This is a genomic window from Segatella copri, assembly GCF_026015625.1.
Classification (GTDB): domain Bacteria; phylum Bacteroidota; class Bacteroidia; order Bacteroidales; family Bacteroidaceae; genus Prevotella; species Prevotella copri_H.
Genome location: NZ_JAPDVG010000001.1, coordinates 2,179,834 through 2,201,508, shown reverse-complemented (window position 1 = coordinate 2,201,508; position 21,675 = coordinate 2,179,834). Strand labels below are relative to the sequence as shown.

General features: G+C 44.8%; 21 protein-coding genes. 14 read left to right on the top strand and 7 right to left on the bottom strand.

The window, feature by feature from the left end:
• The first annotated feature begins 35 nt into the window (after positions 1 to 35).
• The gene (locus ONT19_RS09460) at positions 36 to 1,289 is read left to right on the top strand and encodes a mechanosensitive ion channel family protein (protein ID WP_264952614.1); all 1,254 of its coding nucleotides are present in this window, start codon (positions 36 to 38) and stop codon (positions 1,287 to 1,289) included.
• Positions 1,290 to 1,324: 35 nt separating this feature from the next.
• On the top strand, positions 1,325 to 2,365 hold the full coding sequence (mutY, locus tag ONT19_RS09455) for an A/G-specific adenine glycosylase (RefSeq protein WP_264952615.1): 1,041 nt from the start codon (positions 1,325 to 1,327) through the stop codon (positions 2,363 to 2,365).
• 81 nt (positions 2,366 to 2,446) lie between these two features.
• Here mutY and rbr read toward each other — a convergent pair whose 3' ends face one another.
• Positions 2,447 to 2,989 carry a rubrerythrin gene (rbr, locus tag ONT19_RS09450; protein WP_264913237.1) on the bottom strand — a complete coding sequence of 181 codons (543 nt, stop codon included), beginning with the start codon at positions 2,987 to 2,989 and terminating at the stop codon, positions 2,447 to 2,449.
• Between the two features lie 158 nt (positions 2,990 to 3,147).
• Positions 3,148 to 4,776, bottom strand: a complete 1,629-nt coding sequence (locus tag ONT19_RS09445) for a Na+/H+ antiporter NhaC family protein (protein WP_264952617.1) — start codon at positions 4,774 to 4,776, stop codon at positions 3,148 to 3,150.
• 222 nt (positions 4,777 to 4,998) lie between these two features.
• On the opposite strand from ONT19_RS09445, the gene ONT19_RS09440 reads away from it, so the two are divergent.
• The 6 genes from ONT19_RS09440 (at position 4,999) to ONT19_RS09415 (ending at position 9,320) form a co-directional block, all read left to right on the top strand.
• Positions 4,999 to 5,706: an SIMPL domain-containing protein gene (locus ONT19_RS09440; protein WP_118154522.1), complete on the top strand. Its 708-nt coding sequence runs from the start codon at positions 4,999 to 5,001 to the stop codon at positions 5,704 to 5,706.
• A 106-nt stretch (positions 5,707 to 5,812) separates the two neighbouring features.
• Positions 5,813 to 6,295 carry a thioredoxin gene (gene trxA / locus ONT19_RS09435; RefSeq protein WP_153114417.1) on the top strand — a complete coding sequence of 161 codons (483 nt, stop codon included), beginning with the start codon at positions 5,813 to 5,815 and terminating at the stop codon, positions 6,293 to 6,295.
• A gap of 165 nt (positions 6,296 to 6,460) precedes the next feature.
• Entirely contained in the window at positions 6,461 to 7,768 is a 1,308-nt protein-coding gene (gene eno, locus ONT19_RS09430) for a phosphopyruvate hydratase (protein WP_264952619.1), read from the top strand.
• Between the two features lie 188 nt (positions 7,769 to 7,956).
• Positions 7,957 to 8,703 carry a ZIP family metal transporter gene (locus ONT19_RS09425; RefSeq protein WP_264952620.1) on the top strand — a complete coding sequence of 249 codons (747 nt, stop codon included), beginning with the start codon at positions 7,957 to 7,959 and terminating at the stop codon, positions 8,701 to 8,703.
• A gap of 139 nt (positions 8,704 to 8,842) precedes the next feature.
• On the top strand, positions 8,843 to 9,094 hold the full coding sequence (locus tag ONT19_RS09420; RefSeq protein WP_264952621.1) for a DUF4160 domain-containing protein: 252 nt from the start codon (positions 8,843 to 8,845) through the stop codon (positions 9,092 to 9,094).
• On the top strand, positions 9,036 to 9,320 hold the full coding sequence (locus ONT19_RS09415) for a DUF2442 domain-containing protein (protein ID WP_228113194.1): 285 nt from the start codon (positions 9,036 to 9,038) through the stop codon (positions 9,318 to 9,320). Before ONT19_RS09420 ends, ONT19_RS09415 begins: the two co-directional genes overlap by 59 nt.
• A gap of 442 nt (positions 9,321 to 9,762) precedes the next feature.
• On the opposite strand, the gene ONT19_RS09410 is transcribed toward ONT19_RS09415, so the two are convergent.
• From ONT19_RS09410 to dapF, 5 genes are all read right to left on the bottom strand, one after another.
• Positions 9,763 to 9,855: a smalltalk protein gene (locus ONT19_RS09410; RefSeq protein ID WP_153082120.1), complete on the bottom strand. Its 93-nt coding sequence runs from the start codon at positions 9,853 to 9,855 to the stop codon at positions 9,763 to 9,765.
• 673 nt (positions 9,856 to 10,528) lie between these two features.
• Positions 10,529 to 12,094, bottom strand: coding sequence for an ATP-binding protein (locus ONT19_RS09405; protein WP_264952622.1), 1,566 nt, complete (start codon positions 12,092 to 12,094; stop codon positions 10,529 to 10,531).
• Between the two features lie 289 nt (positions 12,095 to 12,383).
• Positions 12,384 to 14,573, bottom strand: coding sequence for a glutamine synthetase III family protein (locus ONT19_RS09400; RefSeq protein ID WP_264952623.1), 2,190 nt, complete (start codon positions 14,571 to 14,573; stop codon positions 12,384 to 12,386).
• 56 nt (positions 14,574 to 14,629) lie between these two features.
• Positions 14,630 to 15,862, bottom strand: a complete 1,233-nt coding sequence (locus ONT19_RS09395) for an LL-diaminopimelate aminotransferase (RefSeq protein WP_264952624.1) — start codon at positions 15,860 to 15,862, stop codon at positions 14,630 to 14,632.
• A 62-nt stretch (positions 15,863 to 15,924) separates the two neighbouring features.
• Entirely contained in the window at positions 15,925 to 16,764 is an 840-nt protein-coding gene (dapF, locus tag ONT19_RS09390; protein ID WP_264952625.1) for a diaminopimelate epimerase, read from the bottom strand.
• Positions 16,765 to 17,218: 454 nt separating this feature from the next.
• Between dapF and ONT19_RS09385 the strand changes: the two genes are divergently transcribed.
• From ONT19_RS09385 to ONT19_RS09360, 6 genes are all read left to right on the top strand, one after another.
• Entirely contained in the window at positions 17,219 to 17,575 is a 357-nt protein-coding gene (locus ONT19_RS09385; protein ID WP_006849503.1) for a P-II family nitrogen regulator, read from the top strand.
• 101 nt (positions 17,576 to 17,676) lie between these two features.
• Entirely contained in the window at positions 17,677 to 18,945 is a 1,269-nt protein-coding gene (locus ONT19_RS09380) for an ammonium transporter (RefSeq protein WP_264952626.1), read from the top strand.
• Between the two features lie 211 nt (positions 18,946 to 19,156).
• Positions 19,157 to 20,140 (top strand): helix-turn-helix domain-containing protein, encoded by a 984-nt coding sequence (locus ONT19_RS09375; protein WP_264952628.1) that lies wholly within the window; start codon positions 19,157 to 19,159, stop codon positions 20,138 to 20,140.
• A gap of 76 nt (positions 20,141 to 20,216) precedes the next feature.
• Positions 20,217 to 20,387, top strand: a complete 171-nt coding sequence (locus ONT19_RS09370) for a hypothetical protein (protein WP_264952629.1) — start codon at positions 20,217 to 20,219, stop codon at positions 20,385 to 20,387.
• A 40-nt stretch (positions 20,388 to 20,427) separates the two neighbouring features.
• Positions 20,428 to 21,090, top strand: a complete 663-nt coding sequence (cas6, locus tag ONT19_RS09365) for a CRISPR-associated endoribonuclease Cas6 (protein WP_264952630.1) — start codon at positions 20,428 to 20,430, stop codon at positions 21,088 to 21,090.
• Positions 21,091 to 21,108: 18 nt separating this feature from the next.
• The gene (locus tag ONT19_RS09360) at positions 21,109 to 21,663 is read left to right on the top strand and encodes a hypothetical protein (RefSeq protein WP_264952631.1); all 555 of its coding nucleotides are present in this window, start codon (positions 21,109 to 21,111) and stop codon (positions 21,661 to 21,663) included.
• Positions 21,664 to 21,675 lie beyond the last annotated feature (12 nt).

The window sequence follows — 21,675 nt, the reverse complement described above, 5'->3', positions numbered from 1 at the left end:
TAGTTGATAGTTTATAGTTGATAGTTAATAGTTTTATGGAGGAAATTCGTAAGTTTGTAGATGAAATGATTACATGGGCAGGAGTCACCGGCGATTTTGTGCCCATGCTACGCCATATCTTGCTCACCATTACTGCCATCCTCTTGGCGATGCTGAGCGATTTCCTGTGTCGCAAGATACTGGTTCCGCTCATCAGTAAGATTACTGATAAGACGGACATCACTTGGGATGATGTGCTGCTGAACAAGAAGGTGCTCACCTCGGCTTGCCATATTGTGCCGGCTGTGGTGATATGGTCGCTCATGCCACTGATTTATCTGGAGTATCCGATATTCAAGGAGATATTGGAGCGGGCTACGGGCATCTATATCGTGGTGATGTCGGTGCGTACGGTTCTGGTCTTCATCGGGTCTTTCAAAGGACTGGAGAATTCTCAGGAACGACGCTCGTCGGCTCAGCAGTATTTCCATACTTTCTGCGGTGTTCTCAGGGTATTGATGCTCTTCGTGGCTGCTGTGGTGGTGATTGCCATCCTGCTAGGCAAAAACCCGATGACCCTCTTTGCCGGTTTGGGTGCTACCTCGGCTGTCCTGATGCTGGTCTTTAAGGATACCATCACGGGATTGGCGGCTGGTGTGCGTCTTACCAGTAATGATATGTTGCATAAGGGCGACTGGATTACGGTGAAGTCGGTGGATGCCAATGGTATCGTTGAGGATATGTCACTCACGACCGTGAAGGTGCGCAACTTTGATAACACCATCGTTACCATTTCGCCTACTACCCTGGTGAATGGTTCGTTCCAGAACTGGATTGGTATGCAGAAGAGTGGTGGACGAAGAGTGAAGCGCGTGGTTTACTTCGATTTCCGTAGTGTCCGTCTGGTGGATGAGACATTAAAACGTAATCTGCTTGCCAGGCATTTCGCCACCGAAGATTCGTTTAAGTTGAAGGAGTCGTTGCAGAAGGCGATAGATAAAGATATACAAGAAGGGAAGGATATTGAGGATTTAAAGAATCCTGCAGCCCTTGCCCCTACCAATCTCCAGCTTTACCGTAAATTCATGGAGAAGTATCTGCGCCAGCGTCCGGAGGTCAATACCGATCTCACATTGATGGTGCGCCACATGGAAGCCACGCCATGCGGTCTCCCTATCGAGTTCTATTTCTTCATCAAGGATAAGGTATGGGTGAATTATGAGCACATTCTCGCCGATATCATGGAGCATGCCTATGCCTTGGCGAATGAATTCGGTCTGAAGATTTACGAGCAATATCCGGAACAGTAATTACTTTGAACATTGAGATTTGAACATTGAATTTTATGAATAGTTTTTCGGCTGTCATTATCCGTTGGTTTCGTGAGTATGGTAGGGATTTGCCTTGGCGCGAAACCAAGGATCCTTATGCCATCTGGCTGAGCGAAATCATCCTTCAGCAAACCCGCATCGCACAGGGATGGGAATATTGGGAGCGGTTCATGAAGACCTATCCCAAGGTTGAAGACTTGGCTGCTGCCAGCGAGGATGATGTCTTGAAACTCTGGCAGGGATTGGGGTATTACTCGCGAGCCCGCAACCTTCATGCTGCTGCCAAACAGATTGTGGTGCTCGGTCATTTTCCTGATACGCTTGAAGGTATCAAAGCCCTGAAAGGGGTGGGCGATTATACTGCAGCAGCCATCGGTTCTTTTGCCTTTGATATTCCGGCGGCAGTAGTAGATGGCAATGTGTACCGGGTTCTTTCACGTTACTTCGGAATAGATACTCCTATCAATTCAACGCAGGGGAAAAAAGAGTTTGCTGCGTTGGCTCAATCACTCTTGCCTGCTTCGTCTGCTCAGCAACTTTCTGATACAGCATTATCGCCTGTTGCTGCCTATAACCAGGGCATGATGGATTTCGGGGCTATCCAGTGCACTCCCCAATCTCCGAAGTGTCTTGTCTGTCCGCTTGCCGAAACCTGTGAGGCGTTGAGAACAGGAAGGGTAGAGGAGTTGCCGGTGAAGAACAAGACACTGAAGGTGAAAACGCGCCATCTCTCCTATATATATATAAGGTGTAAAGGCGATGTGGCTATCCACCGTCGCGGCGAGGGTGATATCTGGCAAGGATTGTGGGAACCATATAACGCATCAGATGCTCCGCAACTGCCTGCCTTTGTCCATAATCCTTTTCTCCTGGCTAAGGATGTGAAGCATGTACTTACCCATCGCATCCTCCTTGCCGACTTCTATCTGCAGGAAACAGAAACCCGCCCCCTGCTCCCTGATGATTATATCTGGGTGAAAGAGGACGAGGTAGAACAGTATGGTGTTCCAAGATTGATAGAAATCATGTTGGAAATGGTTCAAGCTAAATCATAAAAAAGAGGGTGTGTCATAAGGCCATGACACACCCTCTCTTATTTATATATGTTCTGTTAGATATTTCGTCTCAAGCAAGAATTAGTAATTCTGTGCTTCAATCTGGAAGTAGCTCTGTGGGTGGTTGCAGACAGGGCAAACCTCAGGAGCCTTCTTGCCTACTACGATATGTCCGCAGTTAGAGCACTGCCAGATGCAGTCGCCGTCACGAGAGAAGACGAGCTTATCCTGCACGTTCTTCAAGAGCTTGCGATAACGCTCCTCATGATGCTTCTCGATTTCAGCAACCATCTCAAACTTAGCTGCAATCTCTTCGAAACCTTCTTCGTGAGCCTCCTTTGCCATGCGTGGATACATATCGGTCCACTCATCGTGCTCACCATTGGCAGCAGCTTCCAGGTTCTTCTCTGTATCCTGGATAGCACCGCCCTCCAGATACTTGAACCACAACTTAGCGTGTTCCTTCTCGTTAGCAGCTGTCTCCTCAAAGATATTAGCTATCTGTACATAACCGTCCTTCTTTGCCTTGCTTGCAAAATAGGTATATTTGTTACGAGCCTGTGACTCACCAGCGAAAGCCTCCTGGAGGTTCTTCTCTGTCTTTGTTCCTTTTAATTCCTTCATAATGTATTCTGTATTAAGTTATTAATATGTTCTTTATTAAATTCTTTTGCAAAGAAAATGCAAACGAGCGCAATGAAAGCTTGCTTTCAAATTGCCGAGTGCAGCTTTTCTTATGCAAAGAAATTGAAAATATTTCAAATATACAAATAAATTAAGAACTATTTAGCTTTTTGGCGCTTATTTAAATAAAATAAAGCAAAACCAAGCATGGCAACACCGAATATCCACGAGATGATGGCACTCGTTACCATACCCAGCGTATGAGTGAATCCTGCCACAATGAAGGTGAAGAAACTCACACAGGCTACAGTCAGGGCGTAAGGCAACTGTGATGATACATGATGCACATGCTTGCATTCCGCTCCTGCACTCGCCATGATGGTGGTATCGCTGATAGGAGAGATATGGTCGCCACACACCGCTCCAGCCATACATGCCGAGATAGAGATGATGCGCAAAGGATCAGCACCAGGGAATACGGCGATGCAAATAGGAATCAGAATACCGAAGGTTCCCCAGGAAGTACCCGTTGCAAATGCCAGGAAGCCTGCTACCAGGAAGATGATGCCCGGAAGAAGCATCTGAAGTTCTGAGGCACTGCTTGCTACAACCGATGATACATATTCTGCCGCCCCCAGCGAGTCGGTCATACTCTTCAGCGTCCATGCCAAAGTAAGAATCAGAATGGCTGGTACCATCGCCTCAAAACCCTTGATGAGACTACTCATCGCCTCATCGAAAGGCAAGGTCTTGCGAATGGTAAACATCATGATGGTAAGAATCAGGGCAGCCAATGAACCGATTACCAAGCCTACAGAGGCATTGCTCGCAGCAAAGGAATCCACAAAGTTGAGATAGTTGGCATTATCGGCATCGAAGAATCCGCCCGAATATACCATGCCCGCCATGCAGAAGATAATCAGCATGATGATTGGAATTACCAGGTCGCTCACGGTTCCCTTGTTCTTGGAATCCTCTTCCTGTTTGGCTCCCACACCGTGCTCAACAATCTGCAGTTTGGTATCGCTCACCTCATCGAGTTTCCCGCCATTGGTTCGCTCGTACCATTCCTTCAGTCTTGCATCATACTTGCTCATCGCCTTGAAGTCGAAGCCCAGTATCACAATACCAAACATAAAGAGGATGGTAAAGAATGCGTAGAAATTAAAAGGTATCGCCTTGCAGAAAAGTGCCAGTCCGTTCTCTCCACCCGATACGAAGCCCGATACCGCAGCTGCCCAACTCGAGATAGGGGAGATGATGCAGACCGGAGCGGCTGTAGAATCGATGAGATAAGCCAGCTTCTCCTTGGTAACACCATTGCGCACAGCGATAGGACGCATCACCGAACCCACGGTAAGGCAGTTGAAGTAATCATCGATGAATATCAGAATGCCGAGCAGAATGGTAGCAATCTGTACGCCAATCTTCGAGTGTACGTGCTTGGAAGCCCAACGGCCGAAAGCTGCCGAACCTCCCGCCTTGTTCATCAATGAAACGATGCTGCCTAATACCACCAGGAACACCAGAATGCCCACGTTCCATGGGTCAGAAAGGCAATGTATCAAACCGTATGCCTTGGCATCATCGCCTTCACCTACAGTGTGGTTTGTCAGGTGAACGAGGAATCCGTCGAAACCTGTTCCCATCGAAATGCAATATTGAACGGCACCCAGTATGATACCGATAAAAAGAGAAGAATAGACCTCCTTTGTCTTCAGCGCCAGAGCGATGGCGACGATAGGAGGCAGTAACGACCATGCGGTCCCAATCATGTTGTAATCCATTTTATTGTTTTTGGGCAAAGGTAGTTTTTTTTGGTAATATATGCAAGCTTTTTGGCAGAAAAAATGGTGCTTATGGGTTGATATGGGCAGTTTTAGCATATTTTATCATTATAAAGTGTCGTTTTTCTATATTTTTATTGTATCTTTGAAAACTCAAATTGCAATTCAATCTGAGATAGAATGGAAACTCAATTTTAACAACTTAATAATGGAGGACTAATTATGAACATCAATTCTGGTATTAAGCAAGCCGTGATTTTAACCATCGGCATCATCATGCTTGGATTTTGTATCAAGTCGGGACTTGAAAGTGTGATTAGTAAAGACCGAAAGGTTGTAGTGAAAGGCCTTGCCGAAAAGGAGGTGGAGGCTGATAAGGTGACGTGGCCTATCGTTTCCAAGGAAATAGGCAATGACCTGCCTGAACTCTATCAAAAAATCAATGCCACCACGAGAACCATCAGAAACTTCCTGGTGGAGAATGGTGTTAAGGCTAATGAAATCAATGTGAATGCGCCTGTGGTCATCGACCTCAATGCTGAACGGTATGGCGAAAACCGACAGGGCTATCGTTATAACATTACTTCCATCATCACGGTTACATCGAAGAATGTGAAACTGGTCCGCAGTATCATTGCCCGTCAGGGTGATCTGCTTCAGAAGGGGGTTGCTATTGTGGATGGTGGTTACGAGAATCCGGTGAAGTATGAGTATGTTGCCTTCCGTCAGATGAAACCTAAAATGATGCAGGAGGCGATAGAGAATGCTGAGCAGACTGCTACCCAATTTGCTGAGAACAGCAAGAGTAAGATAGACAAGATTATGAATGCCGACCAGGGCCAGTTCTCTATCGAAGACCGCGATTCCAATACCCCATATATTAAAAAGGTAAGGGTTGTAACTACCGTTACTTATTCTTTGAAGGATTAGGAGTAGTGATTAGTGAATAGTGATTATTTATTAGTGATTAATTGTAATAAGAGGGTGGGTTATAGCCTAATGGCATACCCTCTCAAATTAAAGCAACGAAAAAACTATGAAGAAAATTATATTAGCAGTTGTTTTATTTCTACCATTTCTTGTTTCTTGTTCTCAGAACAGGAAAGCACCTGCTGTTTCTCCTCAAACGACTGTAGGGAAGTCTGAGAAAACTGAAACTGCCAAGGTGCAATATCTTACCACATCTGATTTCAGAAAAAAGATTATGGATTACGAGGCTCATCCGGATGAATGGGTATTCGCCGGTTCCCGTCCTGCTGTCATCGATTTCTATACCACCTGGTGTGGTCCTTGCAAGATGATGGCTCCCGTAGTGGAATCTCTCGCCGGGAAATATGCTGGCAAGATAGATTTCTATAAGGTGGATATCGACCAGGAGTCCGAACTTGCTTCTGTTTTCGGTATCAGCAGCATCCCTACCTTCCTCTTCATCCCCGTGAAAGGCAAACCATCTGTGCAGATGGGTGCTATGCAAAAGGAGGATTTCGAAGGACTGATTGATAAAATTAAAATAAAATGACAATTTGGTAGCATCTCAAATTTCCATGCCTCTCCTTACCTATATGTAGGTATTTTCGGGCGAATACCTACTTTTGATGATGCCCGAAATTTGGAGATTTGTCAGATAATACCTAAATTTGCACTCGGAAAAAATGTTTAACGTAATTAAAAGTATTATAGTATTATGATTATCGAAAATGTTCATGCAAGAGAAATCTTGGATTCTCGTGGCAATCCTACAGTAGAGGTTGAAGTTTCATTGAAGTCAGGTGTCGTTGGTCGTGCATCGGTTCCTTCTGGTGCATCCACTGGCGAGAACGAGGCTTTGGAACTTCGTGATGGCGACAAGAACCGCTATGGCGGCAAGGGCGTCTTGAAGGCCGTGGAGAATGTGAATCAGGTGATAGCTCCGGCTTTGGTAGGTCTTTCTGCCTTGGAGCAGCGTGCCATCGATTATAAGATGTTGGAACTCGACGGTACCAAGACCAAGTCTAATCTGGGTGCCAATGCCATCCTCGGTGTTTCTTTGGCTGTGGCTCATGCTGCTGCTGAGTATCTCCATATCCCATTGTATCGCTATATCGGTGGTTGCAATACTTACACCCTTCCTGTTCCTATGATGAACATCATCAATGGTGGTGCTCATTCTGATGCGCCTATCGCCTTCCAGGAGTTCATGATCCGTCCTGTGGGTGCTCCTTCCGAGAAGGAGGCTATCCGTATGGGTGCTGAGGTGTTCCATGCCTTGGCTAAGCTCTTGAAGAGCCGCGGTCTTTCTACTGCCGTAGGTGATGAGGGCGGTTTCGCTCCTGCACTCGATGGTATTGAGGATGCGCTCGACAGCATCTGCCAGGCTATCAAGGATGCCGGTTATGAGCCAGGAAAGGACGTGAAGATTGCCATGGACTGTGCTGCCAGCGAGTTTGCCGTTCAGGAGAATGGTGAGTGGTTCTACGATTATCGCCAGTTGAAGGATGGTAAGAAGAAGGATCCTAATGGTAAAAAACTGACTGCTGCTGAGCAGATCAAGTTCCTGGAAGAACTGATTACCAAATATCCTATCGATTCTATCGAGGATGGCCTTGACGAGAACGATTGGGACAACTGGGTAAAGTTGACTGCTGCCATCGGCGATCGTTGCCAGTTGGTAGGTGACGACCTCTTTGTTACCAACGTGAAGTTCCTGGAGAAGGGCATCAAGATGGGTGCTGCCAACTCTATCCTCATCAAGGTGAACCAGATTGGTTCTCTTACCGAGACACTGGATGCTATCGAGATGGCTCACCGTCATGGTTACACCACCGTTACTTCCCATCGTTCTGGTGAAACCGAGGATACAACAATTGCTGATATTGCCGTAGCAACTAACTCCGGTCAGATTAAGACGGGTTCTATGAGCCGTACCGACCGTATGGCTAAGTACAACCAGCTTATCCGCATCGAAGAGCAGTTGGGCAATAACGCAGCTTACGGTTATAAGAAGTTGAAATAGGAATGATGATATGAAATTGGAAAACACCAATTTCACCATAACAAAACATAATTAGTAATAACTGAATAGATCAGATACGAAATAGATGGGCATGGATGACTGTGAGGGTTGTCCATGCTTTTTTTCTTCTATGATGTATCTGCATCTTCATGTGTTTAACTGGATAACTTCGATATATTATATTGATTATGACAAACGTATTGATTAGTGCTGCCGGACTTTGCGGTGCCACGATTATAGGTGCCATTCTGGGATTCTTCGTCAAGGAGTTGCCTCACAAATGGAACGACACCGTATTGGGATATTGTGCCGGAATCATGCTGGCAGCTTCCACGTTGGGACTGATAGTGCCAGCCTTCGAACAGACCAGTCTTTGGTGGCTGGTAGTAATCGGCGTGATGGCAGGAGCCCTGTTCCTGAATGTGCTAGATCTGGTAACTCCCCATCTTCATCATATCACGGGACTCGACCCCGAGGAACATCGCAACAATGCCAGGCTCAGTCATGTGATGCTTTTCGTGATGGCGATAGCCCTACATAAACTGCCCGAAGGCATGGCTGCTGGAGTGAGTGTCTGTTCGGCAGAGGGAGCAACGGAGTGGGGGGTATCCTTCGGTATCGCCCTGCAGAACATCCCTGAGGGTATGGTGATTATTGCTCCTTTGATGATGGCTGGTGTTACAGCAGTCCGCACCTTCTTCATTTCCATTTTCATCGCCCTGCTCGAAGTGATAGGTATTCTGGTGGGTTTCGGTTTGGGTTCAGCCTCTTCCACCTTCCTCCCCGTGATGCTGGGCTTTGCCGGTGGTGCCATGCTTTATGTTACGAGCGACGAGATGATTCCCGAAACCCATGCCCATGGCTTTCAGAAGCAAGCCACCTACGCCCTTCTCCTGGGCTTCATCACCTTTGTGTTGATGGAGAAATATGTATGATTAGATTCTGATGAGCAGCATATAGCAGAGGGTGCCTGCCATATAAAAAGGTTTAAATATCTTAACAAATGGTTGTACTATCAGATTATTTGTTTATCTTTGCTGACGGAAGTGAGAATATCTTAAAAGAAAGATAATTATGAGTCCAAAGTTTAAAGAAATAAATGGTTTTGTGTTTAAGATTTACTCCAATGAGGAATTACGAATGCATATTCATGTCGTAAAAGCGGAAAATGAGGCTAAGTACTGGTTGGAACCAGATATTGAGTTAACAGAAAATTTTGGCTTTAGTAGTAAAGAATTAAGTTTCATCGAAAAAATACTTAAAGAAAATGGAGACGATTTTAAAATCAAATTCGCAAGACACACAGGTAAGCGTCTTGATGATTAATGATAAGGGCATTATGCTTTCTGTAAAAGGTAATGATTATTTTATATCTTATAATAGGATACCTTGGATGAAACATGCATGCATCTCTGATGCCCTTGAGGTAAGAATGAGTGGTAAAAATGCTATAGAATGGCCCAAACTTGATGTGGATTTGGAAATTGATAGTTTGAAACATCCAGAACGTTATCCCCTCATTATGAAGAGAAATGAATTAGAAGTATTGTAATGTTCCTATAAAATGTTGAGCCTTTCTGCATACTCTTGCAGAGAGGCTTTTCTGATTAATTATATCATCAAAAAGTTGGAAAAGTGTAAGAAATGGCCTGAAAATGGGTTGGAAAAATGTATAAAATTGGCTGTTTTTACCTTGGAAAAATGTATTGAAGGTAGGTTTTAAAAAACTCCCCATCTGTTTTCTGATGAGGAGCATTATCTAGAGATGGAAGTCGATTTCCTTCAGCCATTCCTTGACATCGAAGCAAAGACAGCTCTTGCGAACCCAGGGGAGGTCACGATGACCTAGGATCTCGGCATCGGGATAGTCGAGGACGAGACTGTAGAGGAGGTCTTCCAGAGATTTCTTCTGGGCTGGAGTGCGAGTGTCGGCAGGAATGACACGAAAATGGCCATTGAACAGATTGATTCGTTCGATTCGTGTTCAAACGCTATCACTTGCAGCTCTGCACACAGAAGGAGCTGAGGACGGCAGTGAGGACGGTGATGACGAAATTGATTATTTTCTGAATTGTTTCCTTTTTCATTTTTATTAATGATTAATGTTGAATGTTTAATTTTCCCACAGATAACACAGATTTTCACAGATTTTCTTTACTGTGAGACTTGATGTGTATAAGACCGTTGCTTGCAACGAGAGTATCTGTGCAAATCTGTGAGAGACTCTTTCTGAATCACAATGCAAAGATACAACATTTCTCTTTCCCAACTCACCGATGCTCATTGTTGCTCACCGATACTCACCGATTATCACTGATAGGGTTATGCTCCATAAGTATGATACTTAGCCATCGTAACCATGATACTTAGCCATCGTAACCATGATACTTAGCTATCGTAACTATCTTGTTTACGCCAGACTTACCCTACCCACCCCTAGAAGGGCAGGTCGGGGGCGGTATTCTGCTGGGGCTTGCTGTTGTTCGCAACGTTCTCTAAATAAGAGTGAGGGTGAACACTTGGCAATGAAGTCGGTGAAGGGTGAACCCCGATGCCAACCTTTAGCGTTAATAATGTGTTAAATATACCCCATAACCCATTATAATCTAGACTCTTATATTTCTAGCATGCGCTGTATATACAAAGTTCTTTTTACTAGGGTTCACCCCGAAGCCGAAAAGGTGAATACTTTGGACAAGTGTTCACCCCGCTGTTCACCATTCGGTAACTTAAGATTGAAAGTACTTGTTTATTCTATGTTTATTCTTCCTTGATTTTCCAATCTCTGATAGTTCTCTGGGTACTGTCGAAGCTGATACCGATTTTAACCAGTCGCTTACCTTCGGAATGATAAGGCAACATGTAGCCTTTTTCGTCTATCTGAGCCAAAGCTTCTTCTGCACTCTTATCTACCTTCAGTTCGAAGACGTATATCGTATCTGGCATGTGCATTACAGCATCAGCCCTGCCAATGGCGCTCTTCACTTCCGTACGGATATAGATGTTGAGGAAACTGAACATCAGATAGAAGATAGTCTGATAATGCTTCTCGCTGTGATTCTCCAGATCGTATGGTATCGTAGCCATATAGGTGCGCATGTGTTCCAGTGCCGCCTCGATATCATTCCGGTAAACCGCCTTGCAGAACCCCAAAAGGAAGGCATTGTTGTCAGAACGGCGAGGATTCACATAATGGGGAATCAATGAATTGAGCAGTCCGTCGCGTACCTCCTTGTTTGGGATGCCTAGCGTATATTCCTGAAACATCGGCTCATATTTCTTGATGGTCAGATAGCCACTCTGGTAAAGCAATGGCAAGGCATCTGTCATTTCTTCTGTAGATTGGTCGAAGGAACTCAATACCGCCTCCTGACTTTCCAATGTAGAAAGATTGACATGATACTTATCCAAGAGTTTCAAGAGGAAGGACGGCGTGCCGGAACCAAACCAGTAAGGAGCAATCTTTCCTGCATTCAGTGCCTTTACCAGACTGAAAGGATTAAAGATATCTTCTGATTTCTCACTGAAATGATAACCATCATAGAATTGCGTCAGCTCTTTCAGGCACTCCTCATACGTCATATTCAGTGCTTCACCCATAGCTTCAATGTCCGGTTTCATCTGCGTGGTAAGTTCTGTCTTGCTGATGCCGCAGATGGCTGAATACTGGTCGAACAGACTGATATTGTCGAGGTTGTTGAGTTCGCTGAAAATGCTGAGCTGCGAGAACTTGGTGATACCCGTGATGAAAGTGAACTCCAGATATGGGTCGAGCATCTTCAGAGGACTGTAGAAGTTCTGCATGATGCGACGAAGCGGCTGCAGGTTCTCTTTTTCATGCACTACGTCCAGCAAAGGGGCATCATATTCATCAATGATGACAACCGCCTTTTCGCCCGTCTTCTCGTAAGCTTTCTTCACTAGGTCTTTTAGGCGGAGGTTTGCATCCACCTGATGAGTCTTGTAGCCCCAGATGGTCTCCTGCTCTTCAAGCATATCAGCCAGGTATCTTTCCAGTTGCTCTATGCTCATGTGCTTGGCACCGCTCAAGTCGAAATGAAATACAGGATGCTTCACCCAATCCTTTTCATAATCTGCAATGGTTAATCCTTCGAAAAGTTCCTTTCTTCCCTCGAAATAGGCTTGGAGGGTAGAGGCAAAGAGCGATTTGCCGAATCGTCTTGGGCGACTCAGAAAAACATATTTCATCCCTTTTTCTCTAAAATCCACGATGTATTTGGTCTTATCTATATAGAGATAACCTTTCTCGCGGATATCTTCAAAGGTCTGAATTCCTACAGGATATTTATTAACTATTTTTGCCATATTCTTACGCACTTTACGTTTTGCGCTGCTAAGGTACGAAGAAAATCTGAATTAGCCAAGCATAAATGCAAATATTTATTCTGCAACGATTATTGCATTCTAGGTAGCCTGGTTTAGATATACAAAAAAGCGGAGCGTGATTTCACAACCACACTCCGCGCAAACTTAAACAACCAATAAAAGAAATAGATTGATCGTTCAATTGTTATATCTGATGAAGAGTAGCTCTTGTTAGAGCTTTGTTTTTTTATCTGTCAGAAATATGTCTTATGTTGGAAGACATTGCTGATTAGCGGATGAACAGGAGTTCACGATACTTAGGCAATGTCCAGAGCTCATCGGCTACAGTCAACTCCAACTTATCAATCTGATAACGGATCTCCTCCATCTTTGGAGCTACCGTGTCATGATAAGCTATCGCCTTATCGTGCTCATTCTCAATCTTGTTGGCTACCTTGCGGGCATTAACCAACTCCTCGACACCGGTCTCGATAATCTGAGTGCGCTCGGCAATCTTCTTGATGATATTGATGTTGCGGGCAGTCAACTTCTTGCCTTCCTCGTCACCGAAGATATCAATCATGTTCTCCACATTCTTGGCCAACTGACTCTGATAGTGAGTAGCTACTGGGATGATGTGGTTCATGCTCAAGTCGCCCATCACACGAGCCTCAATCTGAATCTTCTTGGTGTAGGTCTCCCATTTCACCTCGTTGCGGGCTTCCAACTCGTTCTTCTTCATGACACCCATATCCTCGAACATCTTGATAGATGCAGGGTCGAGATAACGCTCAAAGATCTTTGGACAGCTCTTCTCGCAGTCCAAACCACGCTTGGCAGCTTCCTCTACCCACTCATCTGAGTAACCATTGCCGTCGAAACGGATAGGCTTGCAGGTCTTCAAATCCTGACGAACGATATCGATGATGGCAGATGTCTTATCCTCACCCTTGGCAATCAACTCATCCACACGCTTCTTGAAGTCGGTCAAAGCCTCGGCTACGGCGGTGTTCAATACAATCATTGCAGATGCACAGTTAGCCTCAGAACCTACGGCACGGAACTCGAAACGGTTGCCGGTGAAGGCGAATGGTGATGTACGGTTACGGTCGGTGTTATCAATCATCAACTCAGGAATCTCTGGGATATCCAGCTTCATGCCCTGCTTGCCAGCCACGGTGAAGAGATCCTTCTTGTCGGCTTTCTCAATGTGCTCGAGAAGGTCGGTCAACTGCTTGCCGAGGAATGAAGAGATGATTGCTGGAGGTGCTTCGTTGGCGCCCAGACGATGCGCATTGGTAGCGCTCATGATAGAAGCCTTGAGCAAACCGTTGTGCTTGTATACACCCATCAAAGTTTCTGTGATGAAGACTACGAAACGGAGGTTATCCTCTGGTATCTTGCCAGGACCATGAAGCAGAATGCCTGTATCTGTAGCGAGACTCCAGTTGTTGTGCTTACCGGAACCGTTGATGCCTGCGAATGGCTTCTCATGGAGAAGTACGCGGAAACCGTGATGGCGAGCTACCTTCTTCATCAAGCTCATCAGGAGCATGTTGTGGTCAACGGCAAGGTTGGTCTCCTCGAAGATAGGTGCCAACTCAAACTGGTTTGGTGCTACCTCGTTGTGACGGGTCTTGCAAGGAATACCGAGTTCAAGAGCCTGGATTTCCAAATCCTTCATGAATGCCTGAACACGCTCTGGAATGGCTCCGAAGTAGTGGTCGTCCATCTGCTGGTTCTTTGCCGAATCGTGACCCATCAGGGTGCGACCTGTCAACATCAGGTCAGGACGTGCAGCATACAGGCTTTCATCTACCAGGAAGTACTCCTGCTCCCAACCGAGATTGGAAATAACTTTCTTGACATCTGGGTTGAAGTAGTGGCAAACCTCTGTTGCTGCTACGTTTACAGCGTGCAATGAACGGAGCAATGGAGCTTTATAGTCGAGAGCCTCACCTGTATAAGAGATGAAGACGGTAGGGATACAGAGTGTATCGTCGATGATGAATACAGGAGATGTTGGATCCCATGCAGAATAACCGCGAGCCTCGAAGGTAGAGCGGATACCGCCAGATGGGAAAGAAGAAGCATCAGGTTCCTGCTGAACGAGCAACTTGCCTGAAAATTCCTCGATCATACCACCCTTGCCATCATGCTCGATGAAGGCATCGTGCTTCTCGGCAGTACCTTCTGTCAATGGCTGGAACCAGTGGGTGTAGTGGGTTACGCCATTCTCGTCAGCCCACTGCTTGATGCCTTTGGCTACGGCGTTGGCGATGTTACGGTCGAGACGTGCTCCGTTGTCAATGACGTCTACCAGTTTCTCATAGACATCTGCAGGGAGATACTTGTACATCTTCTGTCGGTTGAATACCTTCTTTCCGAAGAATTCACTTGGTCGCTCGCTAGGAGCGGTTACCTCAACAGGCTTTCTCTTGGAAGCCTCTGAAACAGCTTCAAATCTTAAGTTGCTCATACCTTATATATTTTAAAATTTCTGATTTTCAATGTTTTTATATTCTGTTGGAATGTTTATTTTCCCAGCCATTTGGCTATTCTCTCCATGGCTTCCTTGCAGTCCTCATGCTCGCCGAAGGCGGTGAGTCGGATGTAGCCTTCGCCCGATGGACCGAAGCCGATACCTGGAGTGCAGACTACGCTGGCACCATAAAGCATCTCTTCGAAGAATTTCCAGCTTGGCGTGTTGTTTGGCGTCTTCACCCAGAGATAAGGTGCATTCTCGCCGCCATATACTCTCAAACCGAGTTTCTGGAGTTCTGCTCTCATGAAGTGGGCATTCTCCATATAGTAGTTGATGGTTGCCTTTACCTGTTCCTTACCCTCTGGGGTGTAGATGGCTTCGGCAGCACGCTGGCTGATATAGCTTGTACCATTAAACTTGGTGCACTGGCGGCGGTCCCAGATAGGATTCAATGCCACTTCCTCACCTGCCAATGTCTTTGCTTTCAACTCCTTAGGAACGATGGTGTAACCACAACGCACACCGGTGAATCCGGCAGTCTTCGAATAACTGTGGAATTCTATCGCTACCTTTCTGGCTCCACGAATCTCGTAGATAGAATGAGGAATTGATGGGTCGGTGATATATGCCTCGTAGGCTGCATCATAGAGGATGATGCTCTCGTTCTTGATAGCATAGTTTACCCATTTTCTGAGTTCCTCTTTCGAGATGACCGTACCCGTAGGGTTGTTTGGATAACAGAGATAAATCATGTCCACACGGTGGTCTGGAATCTGAGGGATGAAGTCGTCGCTCTCATCGCAAGGCATGTAGGTTACATTGCTCCACTTGCCGTTCTCGAAGATTCCCGCTCTACCTATCATCACGTTAGAGTCTATATAAACCGGATAAATCGGGTCGGTAACGCCGATGTTGTTATCCCATCTCAAAATCTCCTGGATATTTCCCGTATCGCTCTTGGCTCCATCGTTTACGAATACCTCGTTGGCGTCGAGATGAATGCCACGTGGCAGAAAGTCGTTCTTGATGATAGCCTCTCGGAGGAAGTCGTAGCCTCGCTCCGGACCGTAGCCTCTGAAAGAAGCCTGCTCAGCCATCTCGTCTACAGCCTTGTGCATCGCCTTGATGACGGCAGGGCAGAGAGGCTGGGTTACGTCACCGATGCCCAGACTGATTACACGCTGCTTTGGATGTGCAATCTTGTAGGCGTTCACCTTCTTTGCGATGTCGGCAAACAAGTAGTTGTTGGCCAACTTCAGGAAATGTTCATTAACTAATGCCATATTTTGTTTCTCCTTTTATTTGTGGTCATTATCGACCATTTGTTATTTAAGTTTGCTCTTATTTATAATTCAATTTCTCCTTCAAAGGCGAATGCTGCAGGTCCCGTCATGTAAACATGGTCATCAGCCTCACTGTATTCTATTTCCAGCGTTCCGCCATCCATCACGATACTGCTTTTCCTGCCGGTACGGTTGGTAAGGGCTGCGGCTACGGCTGTGGCACAGGCTCCTGTTCCGCAAGCCATTGTTATTCCGCTTCCCCTTTCCCAAACTCGTGTCCTTATGGCGTCTGTGTCAGTTACTTGTGCAAATTCTATGTTGCATCTCTGGGGAAATGCCTTGTCTCTTTCCAGGATTTTACCATAGTGGGCGATGTCGATGGTGTCGATGTCATCCACGAAGGTAACGAAATGCGGATTACCCATGCAAACATAGGTGCCTTCAAATTTTCTGCCGTCAGCTTCGAGCACCGAAGGGCCTAAGAATTGCTCGGGATTTTCAAGTTGGGGTTCCAGCATGTCTACTGTTACCGATTCCACAACTTCTTTATTATCCTGAAGATGAAGTTTCAATATCTTGATACCCGAAAGTGTTTCCAGTCGGATGGTGTCCTTTCGGGTCAATCCTTTTTCGTAAAGATACTTACCGATGCATCGGCTTGCATTGCCGCACATCATCGCTTCTGAACCATCGGCGTTGAAGATACGCATCGAATAATCTGCTCTTCTGCTGTCTTGCGGCTTTCCGATGAGAACCAGTCCGTCGCTTCCTATGCCCGTGTGATAAGCACTCCAGGCAATGGCCGCCTTCTCTGGGTCAGGGATGTCGTACATCTGGGTATCTACATATATATAATCGTTACCCGCTCCCTGCATCTTTGTAAAATGAACTGTTTCTTTCATCTGCGTTGTTCTTTATGTTTGAATACTCTTCTTTTATCTCTCATGTCTTATCTCTTTTGAGATTTGACTTTTTGCTAGTCTTTCGAATATTTCGATGACTATTTGTTTGATTTCGGTTGCAAAGGTACGACGATTTGTTGAAATATGCAAGAAAATAAATACAGAAATCTTGATTATTTTTCGCAATCTTACAATTTGTGTTATAAAAATACTTTCTGCCTTACAAATTGTAAGGAGAATGTGATAAGCCTCGATAAATTTAAAATATTCGACAAAAAACAGAAACGAAATGTTTTTATTTTCTTTAAAATGCTGACAAAATGTATTAATTTTGCAGCCGAAAACGAACATAATGTAAAAGAAAGGCTTGATTTAAATAGCAACTAATGAAGGTCCGTTTTCGAAAAGAGACAATCAATAGAAGTATTAACACATTATTAATTATTAAAGGATTATGAAGAAGATTGAGGCAATTATCCGCAAGTCTAGATTCGAGGATGTCAAGAAGGCGCTTTTAGCAGCAGACATCGAGTGGTTCTCTTATTATAATGTAAGAGGTGAGGGAAAAATGCGCCAGGCTCGCATTTACCGTGGTGTGATGTACGATACCAGCAGCATCGAACGTGTGCTCCTGAACATCGTGGTTCGTGATAAGAATGTGGAGCCTACCATCGCCGCCATCCAGGGCGCTGCACAGACCGGTGAAGTCGGAGACGGCAGAATCTTCGTGATTCCTGTACTCGATACGGTAAGAATCAGAACCGGCGAACGTGGCGACATTGCATTGTATAACGCTGAGAAAGAGGAATAATTTAAAATGTTGAATGTTAAGTGTTGAATGTTGAATTAGGCATTCTTACTTATCTTTAATAAATATTATTTAGTATTCTAATTTAACTATAAGATATAAGTATGAGCAGTTTATTATTAACTACACTTGATACGGGTAACACAGCGTGGATGATCATGGCAACCATCTTGGTGCTTTTGATGTCAATCCCGGGTATAGCACTTTTTTATGGTGGTTTGGTGCGCCAGAAGAATATCCTCAGCATCCTGATGCAGACGGTTTTCATCGTGGCAGTAGTCAGTCTGATATGGGTAGCCTTCGGATATTCCTGGGCATTCTCTACAGAATATGCCGATTCGGGCAATCCTCTGGCTTGCGTCATCGGTGGTTTCGATAAATGTTTTCTCCACGGCATCGGCTTGGATGCCATCATGCCTACAGGCATTCCGGAACTCACCTTTGCAATGTTCCAGTGCATGTTCGCCCTGATTACTCCAGCCTTGATTCTCGGTGCTTTTGCCGAGCGTGTTAAGTTCAGCGGATATGTACTTTTCACCATCCTCTGGGTTATCATCGCCTATCTTCCTATGGCCCACTGGGTATGGGGTGGCGGTTTCCTGCAGGAGATGGGAGCCATCGACTTTGCAGGTGGTACCGTGGTTCATATCAATGCCGGTGTAGCCGCACTGGTCATGGCACTCTGTGTAGGCAAGCGAGATGATTACCGTGCAGGTCATCCTATCACACCTCACAACATCACCTTCGTGTTCATGGGAATGTCGTTCCTCTGGTTGGGATGGTTCGGTTTCAATGCCGGTAGCGGATTGGCAGCTGATGGTCTGGCAGCCAATGCCTTCCTCGTAACCCATATCGCAACAGCAGCGGCAGCCACCACCTGGATGCTCATCGACTGGATTGTGAACAAGAAGCCAACTACAGTAGGTGCTTGTACCGGTGCTGTAGCCGGACTGGTAGCCATCACTCCTGCAGCCGGCAGTACCGATATTTTCGGAGCTTTCTGCATCGGTATCATTTCCACCATCGTCTGCTTCTTCATGGTAGCTGTAGTAAAGGAGAAGTTCAAGTATGATGATGCTCTCGATGCCTTTGGTGTTCATGGTATGGGTGGTATTCTGGGATCTATCCTCACCGGTGTCTTCGCCACTCAGTATGTAACAGGAGCCGAAGGTGTACAGGGTGCCCTCTATGGCGACTGGCATCAGCTTTGGGTTCAGGTTGTAGCCACCATGGTAAGCATCATCTACAGCGTTGTAGTTACCTACATTATCTTCAAGGTAGTAGATAAGAGTGTAGGTGTACGTGTTGACAAGCGAGTAGAGGAGGAAGGTCTCGACATCTACGAGCATGGTGAGAGTGCTTATAGCAACTAAGATAGAGAATGAATATATGTATAACACCTTGACTGTATGTTTTGTATGGTCAAGGTGTTTTCTATTATAATAATGTGTAAACCTGATTTTGCCTAAATTCTTCTTGTTATTTTATCATTTGCCTGCTTTTTTATGTTAAATCTTATGAACACTTAGTTACAAAAGCAATTCTTTTTCTTATATTTGTCAACAAATTAAAGAGCTGACAATTATGATTAATGAATCATTTTCTATAAGATTGCGGGAAGCGCGACAGATGATGGGGCTCAGCATGGATAAACTCGTAGAACGAACCAACGGAGCCATCACCAAGCAGAGCATCTCCCGATATGAGAAAGGGATCATGCGCCCTAAGCGTGATGCCCTGCAAGCCATAGCCAAAGCCCTCAATATCAGCGAGGAATATTTCGAAGGAACCAATCTCAAGATAGATATGCCTATGCTCCGTACCACCTCCAATGGCAAGTTGTCCGAAGACGAGTTGCAAGCCCTTGAAGCAAAACTCTCGTTTTGGGCAGAGCAGTATCTTACGAAGGAGAAAGAAGCAGGCTTTCCTACCCGGTTCAAGAATCCGGTAAAAGGCACCAAGGTATCAATCCTTGAAGATGCCATCCATGCTGCCGACCTTCTTCGTGAGAAGTGGCATTGTGGTGATGGACCCATTGCCAGTATCCTGAGACTATTGGAAAGAAAAGGTATCATGATACTTGCTGCTAATCTCCCGGATTATGTCTTCGGAATGAGCACCTGGGCTGATAAGAAGCATCCGTTGATGATTCTCGATTTCAATCCCGAAAAGAGCAGTGTAGAGAAACTTCGCTTCACGGCAGTTCATGAACTGGCTCATCTGCTTCTCCTCTTCCCGGAAGATAGTCCGCTGAGGCTGGAGAAGCGTTGTGATCTCTTTGCCAGTTTCTTCCTTCTTCCTAAATTGGCGCTTATCGAAGAGGTGGGTTCCAAGAAACGTGAGAAGATAACGCTGGAGGAGATGATTGACATCAAGGAACTGTATGGCGCATCTCTCGCTGCATCCATCATTGCCGCCAGAGATTACGGCATCATCACCACCGAGTATAAACGGGCATGGTATGCCGAGCATATAGAGCCTAATCCACGAGAAATAGGTAATGGTCACTATGCATTTCCCGAGACATTAGGAAGGGAGAAGAGAGTCAACTCGATAGTAGATTCGTGAATGTTGAATGTCGGTGTAAATGTCAGCATTTGATGATATTTAAAATAGGAAATACTAATTCTTAATAGTGTTAGATATGAAGCAAAATAATAATGAACAAATCGTCTTCGATATGTTCGAAGAGGTTGCAACCGAAAGCATCGTTGAGGCTCGGAATGCATACACCTATGAAGAAATAGATGGGTGCTATCAGGAGGCGAAAGAGATTGCTGATAAGGCAAGGAACCATCTGAGAGAAATTTTATGATAAGCAAAAAATATATTTATAATACGAACATTTTTTTAATATGAGAATTCTTTTAAAAACTTCACCGAATACTACACCAGTTCCTTTTGATTATCAACAGAAACTGGTTGGTACTATTCATAAATGGATTGGAAACAATTCTATTCATGATACGATTTCATTGTATTCTTTCTCTTGGTTAAATGGAGGAAGAAAAGTGGAGAATGCACTTCAGTTTTCACAGGGTGCAACGATGTTTATTAGCTTTTATGATGAAAGTATCATTAAGGTTATCATCAGAACAATTCTTGAAGATCCTGAGATGTTTTGTGGTATGTTTGTAACTGACATAACTATTGGTGCTGAACCTCAATTTTCAGAGCGGGATTTGTATTATTGTGCTAGTCCGGTTTTTATAAAAAGAAGGTTGGATGATGGAAGCATTAAACAGTATAATTTCAATCATGAACAGGCAAACCAATATCTTAAGGAGACTCTTTTGTCGAAAATGAAAGAGGCAGGATTGGAAGAAGATGAAACGTTGGATATTTGTTTTGATCTTTCTTACACCAAAAAGAAGTTGAAGTTGGTTCGTTATCATGGTATTGGCAATAAGGCAAGTCTTTGCCCGGTTGTCATCAAAGGTAAGCCTGAGACGAAACAATTTATATGGAATGTTGGTGTAGGCAACTGTACGGGCATCGGATTTGGAGCAATTTACTAATTATTAAAGGATTTGATTATGTATGTCGTAACATATAAAGGGCAGTTTGGTTTCATCAAACCATGGACCGCAGTTCGTGATGGAGAAACATTCAGTCAGCAGTTTCTTACACCTTCAATAATAGAAGGCATAGAGAAAAAACTGTTTCCTGAACTATTGAACGTTCCAGGAATCCATAAAATATTGAGGCACAAATTGAAGTATGATTCCCTGGATTCTCAACAGGAAGTGACACAGCCTAGAGGTTGGGAGTATAAAAACAGAACTTTCATTAGAAATCGTTCTGTATTGAAGCGTTCTGTTCTTTTGCATCCGGTTTTATGTATTGCTTTTGAAAACGAAGAAGATGCTATTATTGCATCGAAGCAACATGTATGTGTATGTAGAAATGAAGATATACTCTTGCCAGAATCAGAAATCAGAGTGATGGAAGAAGACCAATTCAATCAATTACCTGGTTTTGAATTGCGCTTTGGAAATTCAGAGCAGTCTTTCCTGGTTGGCTATAATCGTTTTAACGATAATCAACCAATGGTTGGCTGGATAGAGTATAATGGTCAATCTTTACTTTAAACGATGTAACTA

What these genes read in the sequence shown, in the direction of transcription:
- ONT19_RS09460 (WP_264952614.1), top strand. Translation starts at nt 36, where the DNA reads ATGGAGGAAATTCGTAAGTTTGTAGATGAAATGATTACATGGGCAGGA.
- mutY (WP_264952615.1), top strand. Translation starts at nt 1,325, where the DNA reads ATGAATAGTTTTTCGGCTGTCATTATCCGTTGGTTTCGTGAGTATGGT.
- rbr (WP_264913237.1), bottom strand. Translation starts at nt 2,989, where the DNA reads ATGAAGGAATTAAAAGGAACAAAGACAGAGAAGAACCTCCAGGAGGCT.
- ONT19_RS09445 (WP_264952617.1), bottom strand. Translation starts at nt 4,776, where the DNA reads ATGGATTACAACATGATTGGGACCGCATGGTCGTTACTGCCTCCTATC.
- ONT19_RS09440 (WP_118154522.1), top strand. Translation starts at nt 4,999, where the DNA reads ATGAACATCAATTCTGGTATTAAGCAAGCCGTGATTTTAACCATCGGC.
- trxA (WP_153114417.1), top strand. Translation starts at nt 5,813, where the DNA reads ATGAAGAAAATTATATTAGCAGTTGTTTTATTTCTACCATTTCTTGTT.
- eno (WP_264952619.1), top strand. Translation starts at nt 6,461, where the DNA reads ATGATTATCGAAAATGTTCATGCAAGAGAAATCTTGGATTCTCGTGGC.
- ONT19_RS09425 (WP_264952620.1), top strand. Translation starts at nt 7,957, where the DNA reads ATGACAAACGTATTGATTAGTGCTGCCGGACTTTGCGGTGCCACGATT.
- ONT19_RS09420 (WP_264952621.1), top strand. Translation starts at nt 8,843, where the DNA reads ATGAGTCCAAAGTTTAAAGAAATAAATGGTTTTGTGTTTAAGATTTAC.
- ONT19_RS09415 (WP_228113194.1), top strand. Translation starts at nt 9,036, where the DNA reads ATGGAGACGATTTTAAAATCAAATTCGCAAGACACACAGGTAAGCGTC.
- ONT19_RS09410 (WP_153082120.1), bottom strand. Translation starts at nt 9,855, where the DNA reads ATGAAAAAGGAAACAATTCAGAAAATAATCAATTTCGTCATCACCGTC.
- ONT19_RS09405 (WP_264952622.1), bottom strand. Translation starts at nt 12,094, where the DNA reads ATGGCAAAAATAGTTAATAAATATCCTGTAGGAATTCAGACCTTTGAA.
- ONT19_RS09400 (WP_264952623.1), bottom strand. Translation starts at nt 14,573, where the DNA reads ATGAGCAACTTAAGATTTGAAGCTGTTTCAGAGGCTTCCAAGAGAAAG.
- ONT19_RS09395 (WP_264952624.1), bottom strand. Translation starts at nt 15,862, where the DNA reads ATGGCATTAGTTAATGAACATTTCCTGAAGTTGGCCAACAACTACTTG.
- dapF (WP_264952625.1), bottom strand. Translation starts at nt 16,764, where the DNA reads ATGAAAGAAACAGTTCATTTTACAAAGATGCAGGGAGCGGGTAACGAT.
- ONT19_RS09385 (WP_006849503.1), top strand. Translation starts at nt 17,219, where the DNA reads ATGAAGAAGATTGAGGCAATTATCCGCAAGTCTAGATTCGAGGATGTC.
- ONT19_RS09380 (WP_264952626.1), top strand. Translation starts at nt 17,677, where the DNA reads ATGAGCAGTTTATTATTAACTACACTTGATACGGGTAACACAGCGTGG.
- ONT19_RS09375 (WP_264952628.1), top strand. Translation starts at nt 19,157, where the DNA reads ATGATTAATGAATCATTTTCTATAAGATTGCGGGAAGCGCGACAGATG.
- ONT19_RS09370 (WP_264952629.1), top strand. Translation starts at nt 20,217, where the DNA reads ATGAAGCAAAATAATAATGAACAAATCGTCTTCGATATGTTCGAAGAG.
- cas6 (WP_264952630.1), top strand. Translation starts at nt 20,428, where the DNA reads ATGAGAATTCTTTTAAAAACTTCACCGAATACTACACCAGTTCCTTTT.
- ONT19_RS09360 (WP_264952631.1), top strand. Translation starts at nt 21,109, where the DNA reads ATGTATGTCGTAACATATAAAGGGCAGTTTGGTTTCATCAAACCATGG.